The organism is Kitasatospora sp. P5_F3 (assembly GCF_054049135.1).
Genome location: NZ_JBFUMY010000092.1, coordinates 23,952 through 32,274 on the forward strand (window position 1 = coordinate 23,952; position 8,323 = coordinate 32,274).

General features: G+C 72.9%; 4 protein-coding genes and 2 pseudogenes. 3 read left to right on the plus strand and 3 right to left on the minus strand.

The window, feature by feature from the left end:
* The first annotated feature begins 135 nt into the window (after nucleotides 1–135).
* A complete protein-coding gene (locus ACXJMZ_RS32950; protein WP_457033680.1) occupies nucleotides 136–1,284 on the plus strand; it encodes a serine hydrolase domain-containing protein in 1,149 nt (382 codons plus the stop codon).
* On the opposite strand, the pseudogene acs reads toward ACXJMZ_RS32950, so the two are convergent.
* Nucleotides 1,197–3,119: pseudogene (gene acs / locus ACXJMZ_RS32955) on the minus strand (acetate--CoA ligase); the annotation flags it as partial. The gene ACXJMZ_RS32950 and the pseudogene acs sit on opposite strands and share 88 nt — an antisense overlap.
* 285 nt (nucleotides 3,120–3,404) lie before the next feature.
* Between acs and ACXJMZ_RS32960 the strand changes: the two are divergent.
* Nucleotides 3,405–3,950, plus strand: a complete 546-nt coding sequence (locus ACXJMZ_RS32960; protein WP_457033681.1) for a hypothetical protein — start codon at nucleotides 3,405–3,407, stop codon at nucleotides 3,948–3,950.
* Nucleotides 3,951–3,957: 7 nt separating this feature from the next.
* On the opposite strand, the gene ACXJMZ_RS32965 is transcribed toward ACXJMZ_RS32960, so the two are convergent.
* Together ACXJMZ_RS32965 and ACXJMZ_RS32970 are read right to left on the minus strand one after the other, a co-directional pair.
* On the minus strand, nucleotides 3,958–6,294 hold the full coding sequence (locus ACXJMZ_RS32965) for a SulP family inorganic anion transporter (RefSeq protein ID WP_457033682.1): 2,337 nt from the start codon (nucleotides 6,292–6,294) through the stop codon (nucleotides 3,958–3,960).
* Between the two features lie 332 nt (nucleotides 6,295–6,626).
* On the minus strand, nucleotides 6,627–7,613 hold the full coding sequence (locus tag ACXJMZ_RS32970) for an ATP-binding protein (RefSeq protein ID WP_457033683.1): 987 nt from the start codon (nucleotides 7,611–7,613) through the stop codon (nucleotides 6,627–6,629).
* Between the two features lie 187 nt (nucleotides 7,614–7,800).
* On the opposite strand from ACXJMZ_RS32970, the pseudogene ACXJMZ_RS32975 reads away from it, so the two are divergent.
* Nucleotides 7,801–8,323: pseudogene (locus ACXJMZ_RS32975) on the plus strand (oxidoreductase); the annotation flags it as partial.

Below are 8,323 nucleotides of genomic sequence, written 5' to 3' on the forward strand. Positions count from 1 at the left end.
GGCCGACCGGCGCGCGCCCCTTCCGTGCGCTCGCTCGGATGGCTGCCGCGCGGTGCGGCCGGGCGGTGGCATTCCTATCGTCAGGGGCATATGCCGCCCGGTCCGGGCGGTTTTCTCCTGATCCCGGAGCTCCTGATGTCCAGTCAGATAACCGACGACCGTCCCGCGCCCCCGTTACCGAACCTCTCCCCGGAGCTGGCCCAGCTGCTCCGGCCCCTGTTCAGCGGGGTCTCGCCGACCGGCGGCGTCGCGGTCGCCGTCATCCGGGGCAACGAACGGACGGTGGTCTGCCGGGGGTACGCCGACCGGTCCGGCGCCCGGCCGGTGCGCGCCGACACCCGCTTCGCGCTCGGCTCGGTCACCAAGACCTTCACCGCACTGCTGCTCGCCGAGATGGTCGCCAGCGGCGAGGTCGGGTACGAGGATCCGATCGACCACTACCTGCCCGCCGAGGTGCTGCCCGGCTACCCGCAGGACCGGCCGATCACCCTGCTGCACCTGGCCACCCACACCTCGGGCCTGCCCAGGCTGCCGGTTGGCCTGCTGCCCGCCGCGCTGCCGCGCTGGTTCACCGCCCCGTACGCCACCTTCAGCCGGCCGCACCTGTTCCGGGCACTGCCGCGGACGCCGGTCCGGGGCATGCCGGGAGCGCAGGTCCGCTACTCCAGCCTCGGCTGCGGGCTGCTCGGGCTGGCGCTGGAGAGTGCGGCGGGGGTCCGGTACGAGGAACTGCTGGCCAGCCGGATCTGTGGCCCGCTCGGCCTGATCGACACCTCCTGCGCACCGGACCGGGAGCCGTCGCACGGCTACCGGCGGGGCCGTCGGGTGCCGTCGTTCCGGCTGCCGGCCCTGCCGGGCGCGGCCGCGCTCAGCTCGACGGCGGACGACATGCTGCGCTACCTGCAGGCGCACCTGGCGGTGGACGCGGTGCCGATCGCGGACCGGGGCGGGGCGGCCGCCGCGCTGAAGGCGGCGCTGCGGGAGGTCCGGCTCCCCAGGGTCGAGCGGCGGCGGTCCGGCGCGCGGATCGCGCTGACCTGGAACCAGCAGACGGTGGACGAGGGCGAGTTGGTCTTCCACACGGGGGTGACGGGCTCGCTGCGCGGCCGTGGCGCGACGGCCGAGGCTTCGGGTGGCCGGGACGCCGGGGTGGCCTCGGCGGTGTTCGCCGGGTTCAACCCGGTGGCCCAGGTGGGGCTGGTCGCGATGGCCAGCACACTGCCGGGGCTGCGGCGCCGGTTCACCCAGACCGCGTACGCGACGCTGCGCCGCCTGGCGGGCTGAAGGGGTCCGGAACAGCACTGCGGCGGGGCCGGTGACGGCCCCTTGATCTGCTTCGGCTTGGCGATCGGGCCGAGCGTCCTGCCGACGTGGTTGCGCAGTTCGGCGACCAGGTCCTCGGTCTCGGTGGCCGTGCCGCGCAGGATCACGAAGGCGACGATCGCCTGGCCGGTGGTGGCGTCGGTCGCGCCGACCACCGCCGACTCGGCCACCGCGGGGTGGCCGACCAGGGCGGACTCGACCTCGGTGGTGGAGATGTTGTGGCCGGAGACCAGCATCACGTCGTCCACCCGGCCGAGCAGCCAGATGTCACCGTCCTCGTCCTTCTTCGCACCGTCACCGGCGAAGTACCGGCCCTGGAAGCGGGACCAGTAGGTGTCGATGTAGCGCTGGTCGTCGCCCCAGATGGTGCGCAGCATGGACGGCCACGGCTCGGTCAGCACCAGATAGCCGCCGGAGCCGTTCGGCACCTCGTTGGCCTCGTCGTCCACCACGGTGGCGGCGATGCCGGGCAGGGCGCGCTGGGCGGAGCCCGGCTTGGTCTCGGTGACGCCCGGCAGCGGGCTGATCATCATCGCGCCGGTCTCGGTCTGCCACCAGGTGTCGACGATCGGCGTCCTGTTGCCGCCGATGTGCTCGCGGTACCAGATCCACGCCTCGGGGTTGATCGGCTCGCCGACGCTGCCCAGCACCCGGAGGCTGGAGAGGTCGAACTTGGCGGGGATGTCGTCGCCCCACTTCATGAAGGTGCGGATCGCGGTCGGCGCCGTGTAGAGGATGGTGACGCCGTACTTCTGCACGATCTCCCAGAACCGGCCCTGGTGCGGGGTGTCCGGGGTGCCTTCGTAGATCACCTGGGTGGCGCCGTTGGCGAGCGGCCCGTAGACGATGTACGAGTGCCCGGTGACCCAGCCGATGTCGGCGGTGCACCAGTAGACGTCGGTCTCCGGCTTGAGGTCGAACACCGCGTGGTGGGTGTAGGCGGCCTGGGTCAGGTAGCCGCCGGAGGTGTGCAGGATGCCCTTGGGCTTCCCGGTGGTGCCGGAGGTGTACAGGATGAAGAGCGGGTGCTCGGCGTCGTGCGCCTCGGGGGTGTGCTCGGTGGACTGGCGCGCGGTGATCTCGTGCCACCAGACGTCCCGGCCCTCGGTCCAGGCGACGTCCTCGCCGGTGCGGCGGATCACCAGGACCTTCTCGACGCCCTCGACCTTGGTCAGCGCCTCGTCGATGGCGGGCTTGAGCGCGGAGGGCTTGCCACGGCGGTAGCCGCCGTCGGCGGTGATCACCAGCTTGGCGTCGGCGTCCTGGATCCGGGAGGCCACGGCGTCGGCCGAGAAGCCGCCGAAGACCACCGAGTGGGTGGCGCCGATCCGGGCGCAGGCGAGGATCGCCACGACCGCCTCGGCGATCATCGGCAGGTAGACCGCGACCCGGTCGCCCTTGCGGACACCGAGCTCCAGCAGCGCGTTGGCGGCCTGCGAGACCTCGTCCTTGAGCTGCGCGTAGGTGATCGAGCGGCTGTCGCCGGGCTCGCCCTCGAAGTGGATCGCCACCCGGTCGCCGTTGCCGGCCTCGACGTGGCGGTCCACGCAGTTGTACGCCACGTTGAGCTTGCCGTCGGCGAACCACTTGGCGAACGGCGGGTTCGACCAGTCCAGCGTCTCGGTGGGCTCGACCGCCCAGCTGAGACGGCGGGCCTGCTCGGCCCAGAAGCCGAGCCGGTCCTCGGAGGCCTGCGCGTACGCGGCCGCGGTGACGTTGGCGTCGGCCGCCAGCTCCGCCGGGGGAGCGAAACGGCGCTCCTCCTTGAGCAGGTTGGCCAGGCTCTCGTTGCTCAACGCGCACTCCTCATCGAGTCTCAGTCTGCCGGGAGATCCCGTGCGGAAGGGATTGTCCCGTGTGTCCCAGCGCACAGCTCACCAGGCGAACCGGCCTGTTGACAAGAGGCACCGGAAAATTGGTGTAGACCTTTGACCGGCTGGGGCGGCCTGTCCGGTGCCGGGAGTCCGTCGCGGATCTGCCGCGGACCTTGACGGAGCGTCCGGGCGGTACTCCACTGACAGCACGGGTGGGGCCCGACCGGCACCGGGCCGGCCGCGACCCGCCCTGGTGGGGGGACAGCCATGTCCGGACTTCCCGCGAGCACCGACTCCCTTTCCGCATCCCGGTCCGAACCGCAGCCCGGCGACTTCGCCGTGGTCCGGATGGGCGGCCACAGCGGCCGCCTGATCAGGATCGGCCAGTGGCTCAACGGCGACGGATTCGCCGACTACGAGCACGCCTTCGTCCACGTCGGGAACGGCGAGCTGGTCGAAGCCCAGCCCGGCGGGGCCGAACTCCGACCGCTCTCCGTCTACGACAACCGCCCCACCCTCTGGTCGACCGGGCGGATCAGGCTGACCGACGAGCAGCGCCGGGCGGTGGTCGCGGCCGCCCGGGGCTACGTCGGCACCCCGTACAGCGTGGCCGACTACTTCGCGCTGGCCGCGCACCGCTTCCACCTCCCGATCGGACCACTGCTCAGGAAGTACGTCGCCGACAGCAGGCACATGATCTGCTCCCAGCTGGTCGACCAGTGCTACTGGGACGCCGGAGTACACCTCTTCACCGACGGCCGCTGGCCCGGCTACGTGACCCCGGCCGACCTGGCGAAGCTACTCGGTGTCTGACGGCGGGTCAGGCCGCCAGGCGCGGGCTCTCGGTGGGGTCGGGCTCGGTCGGTCTCCGCCGTTGCTTCGAGACCGGGACGAAGCTGCGCAGCTCCGGGTCCAGCACGTACGCCTGGGCGTCGGCGAAGTCGAAGTACATGCCGACCAGCCGGAGGGTGCCCGCCGCGACCCGGCGCTCCACGGCCGGGTGGGCCAGCAGTTGGTCCAACTGCTGGACCACGTTGGTGATGCAGAGCTGCTCCACCTCGCTGACCACCGGCCGGTCGGCGAACCCGGCGGGGGCCCGGCGCAGCCGGTCCAGCGAGCCCCGGCCGTTGCGCAGCCAGCGCCCGAGCGGGGTGGGCGGCCCTGGGGCCAGGTGCACGCCGTCCAGCAGGGCCTTCATCGCCCCGCAGCCGGAGTGCCCGCAGATGGTGATGGAGCGCACCTCCAGCACCTCCACCGCGTACTGCACGGCGGCCGCCACCGAGTCGTCGGCCGCGCCGGGCTCGTACGGGGCCGGGACCAGGTTGCCGACGTTGCGGACGGTGAACATGTCGCCCGGGCCGCTGCTGGTGATCATGCTGGTCACCAGCCGGGAGTCGGCACAGGTGAGGAAGAGCTGGGAGGGCGTCTGGCCCTCCCTGGCCAACCGGGCCAGCTCGGGCCTGACCAGGTGGGCGGTGTGCTGCTGGAATCCGCGCACGCCGTCCAGCAGGCGGCCGTGCGGGTCGTCGGTGCCGGGCTCGATGCAGTGGTGGCCGCCCCAGGGCGTCCAGGCGCGGCAGCGGTGCGGGCCGGGCGAACTGCCCGCCCGGAGGGTGCCGTCCGGGTCCAGCACCTCCTCGTCGAGCTCGGTCAGCATCGAGACCCGGCCGCCCGCCGCCTGGTGGCCGGCCCGCCAGGCGTGCACCTGCTCGTAGGCCGCGTGGTCCAGGAACGAGCCGTCATGACTGACCGTCACCTGGGCGCCGGCCGGGATGCCGGCCAGCGCCCGGCTGAGCCGGGGCACCACGGCGAAGGTCAGCGGGCCGTGCGTACGCACCGTCCAGGAGCCGTCCGGCTCGGCCAGCACGTCGACATGAGCCCGGGTCAGCCGGTACAGCGCGAGCAGGGCGGCGACCCCGCCGCCGAGCAGCACCCCGAGCGGGACGTCGAGCAGCACCACGCCGAGCACGGTGGCCAGGTAGACCGGGAACTCCCGGTGCCGGTGCACCCGGCGGATGTGCGCGAAGCTGACCATCTGGATGCCGACCACCAGCACCAGGGCGGCCAGTGCGGCCAGCGGGATCCGCCGCAGACCGCCGCCGAGCGCTAGGGCGGCCACCATCACCCAGACCCCGTGCAGCACGGCGGACCACCGACTGGCCGCTCCGGCCCGGATGTTGGCGGTGCTGCGGACCGCGCCGCCGGCCACCGGCAGACCGCCGAGCAGACCGGTGACCAGATTCGCGATGCCCTGGCCGCGCAGCTCGCGGTCCAGGTCGATCGGGCCTGGCGCCATCCGGCCGACCGCGACGGCGGAGAGCAGCGACTCCACGCCGGCCACCGCCGTCACCGTCAGCACGGCGGCCAGCAGCACCGGCCAGTGCGCGCCGAGCTGGGCGGGCGAGGGGAGGGCGGCGAAGTCGTGCTGCTCCCAGGTGGGCAGCTCGACCCGGGCCAGCGTGAGGCCGAGGCCGATCGAGAGCCCGGTGGCGGCCGCCACCGCGACCAGCGCGGCGGGCACCCGGGCGGCGACGGCGCCGATCCGGCCGGCCCGGCCGGGCAGCAGACCGAGCCGGGGCCAGGCGAAGAGCAGCACGATCGCGAGCCCGCCGACCGCGAGCGCGGGCAGGTGCGGTACCGAGAGCTGGCCGGGCAGCGCGATCAGGTTGGCCAGCGCGGCGCTCTGCGGCGATCCGCCGAGCACCACGTGCAGCTGGGCGATGGCGATGGTGATCCCGACCCCGGCCAGCATCCCGTGCACGACGGCGGGGGAGACGGCCAGCGCGGCGCGGGCCACCCGGAACGCGCCGAGCAGCAGTTGCAACAGCCCGGCGGCCACCGTGACCGCGCAGGTGACCTGCCAGCCGAACTGGGCGATCAGACCGGCGATGATCACGGTCAGCGCGGCGGACGGGCCTGTCACCTGGAGCGGGGTGCCGCCTAGCGCCCCGGCGACCAGGCCGCCGGCGGCGGCGGCCACCAGCCCGGCGGTGAGCGGGGCACCGGTGGCCAGCGCGATGCCGAGCGAGAACGGGACGGCGATCAGGAAGACCACCAGGGAGGCCGGCAGATCCCGGGCCAGCCGCCCGCGGAGGCCGGGCGGGGCGTGGTCGGTGGTGTCGGAGGCGATGGGTGCGGCGGAGACGTCGAGGGTCATGGTGTCCCGTCTTTCCGGGGGAACGAACGCAGTCAGGTCCGGGAGGTGCTTCGGGGGTCGGATCGGCTGTCGTGGGTCGCGACGGTGTGGCGGGGATGGTCGTGGGGTGCAGGCACGGCGGGGTCGGCTCGTCCACCCCTGGGACCATCAAGATTCGGTAAACCGAGAGTAATGAGATCTTTGCACAGCGTGAAATCGAGCGGTAGGGCGAAGGTCGGGATTCACCCCTTCGGGGGGTAGGCGAACCATCGGGGGATATGCAGAAAGCACTGGGCGACCCCGGTTGGTCTCCGGGATCGCCCAGTGCTGCTGAGGCCGTGGCCGACTGCGGGTCAGACGCCGGCCGCGTCCAGGTGTGCGGCGCCGAGCACGAAGCCCTCGTCCACCTGGGTGGCGAGATCGACGCCGGTCTTGGCGTTGCCCCAGCTCTCCGCGTTGCGCAGGTGGAAGTGGACGGCCTGGCTGGTCCAGCGCTCCGGCTCGCGGGCCGCGAAGGCCAGCTCCGCCTGCTCCCTGAGCCGGGCCAGCACGGCCCGGTTGGCGGGCTCGAGGGTCCGCAGCTCGGGCTCGGCGCCCTGCTCCAGACGGCGCACCCAGTCGGACTGGCCGAAGCAGGTGAGCAGGTCCTCGCCGACCTCACGGCGGAGGAAGGCCAGGTCGTCGGGCCCGTTCACCTTGTTGCCCACCACCTGCAGGGCCACCCCGAAGTCCCGGGCGTACTCCTTGTACTGGCGGTAGACCGAGACGCCCTTCCGAGTCGGCTCGGCGACCAGGAAGGTCAGGTCGAAGCGGGTGAAGAGCCCGGAGGCGAACGAGTCCGAGCCGGCGGTCATGTCGGTGACCAGGTACTCGTCCTGACCGTCGACCAGGTGGTTCAGCAGCAGCTCGACCGCGCCGACCTTGGAGTGGTAGCAGGCCACCCCGAGGTCCTGCTCGGTGAAGGCGCCGGTGGCCAGCAGCCGGACCGAGCCCTCGTCCAGCGCGACCGGCCGGGCGCAGGCGGCGTACACCGGATTCTCCTCGACGATCCGCAGCAGCCGGGAACCCCGGCCGGGCGGCGTGGTCTTGATCATCTGCTCGGCGGACCCGATCAGCGGGTTGCTGCCGCGCAGGTACTCCTTGATCTCCGGCAGGTGTGCGCCGAGTGAGGGCAGTGCGGCGGCCTGACCGTCCGTCAGCCCCAGTGCCGGGCCGAGGTGCTGGTTGATGTCGGCATCGACGGCGATCACCGGGCAGCCTGCTGCGGCGAGGTGGCGGATGAACAGTGCGGACAGCGTGGTCTTCCCGCTGCCGCCCTTGCCGACGAAGGCGATCTTCATCTGAGACTCCGGCTCTCGGCCCAGCCGCTGGGCGGCTGAAGTTGTTGGTAATCGTTATCGTCACCGATAGTGCTCATGCTATCGGGGGTTTGGTCAACCGTGCGGGCGGGAAAGTCGGATTGCCTCGAACGGGTGATGGTGGGGTTGCTGTCGGGCCCTGGGGGAGGGGTTCATTACCCTCGGGTAGGTGACCACTGGAACAGACCCCCTCGCCCCGCTGGCCGAGCTCCCCGGAGTCCCCGAGGCCGTCGCGGAGGTGCGCAAGGCCGTCGACCGGCTGTACGGGCACCGGGCGATGCGCCGCCGCGCCGCCGAGGTGACCTCGGAGTCCGCCCTGCGCGGGGCCAGGGCCTCCGCCGCACTGGACGGCGCGGACTGGCCGCTGGAGGAGGTGCGCCGCCGGACCGACTTCAGCGCCGACCCGCAGGCCCGTACGGTCGGCGGTGCGCTCCGGATCTCCGCCGAGGCGGGCCAGCTGCTCAGCGTCTGGCGGCACTCGCCGATGCAGGTGCTGGCCAGGCTGCACCTGCTCGCGGTGGGCGACGGCGCGGACGACGCCGGCCGGCCGAGGAAGGCGGGCGAGTCGGCCGCCGAGCTGTTCCCGCTGGAGCTGGCGATGGCCGAGGGGGTCGGGCCCGACGGGCCGCCGCCGGTGGCCGTCACGCCGCCGCCCGCGCCGCCCGCCGACGAGGCGGCCGCCCGGCTGGACC

Coding starts and splice junctions, on each gene's coding strand:
- ACXJMZ_RS32950 (WP_457033680.1), top strand. CDS start 136: ATGTCCAGTCAGATAACCGACGACCGTCCCGCGCCCCCGTTACCGAAC.
- ACXJMZ_RS32960 (WP_457033681.1), top strand. CDS start 3,405: ATGTCCGGACTTCCCGCGAGCACCGACTCCCTTTCCGCATCCCGGTCC.
- ACXJMZ_RS32965 (WP_457033682.1), bottom strand. CDS start 6,294: ATGACCCTCGACGTCTCCGCCGCACCCATCGCCTCCGACACCACCGAC.
- ACXJMZ_RS32970 (WP_457033683.1), bottom strand. CDS start 7,613: ATGAAGATCGCCTTCGTCGGCAAGGGCGGCAGCGGGAAGACCACGCTG.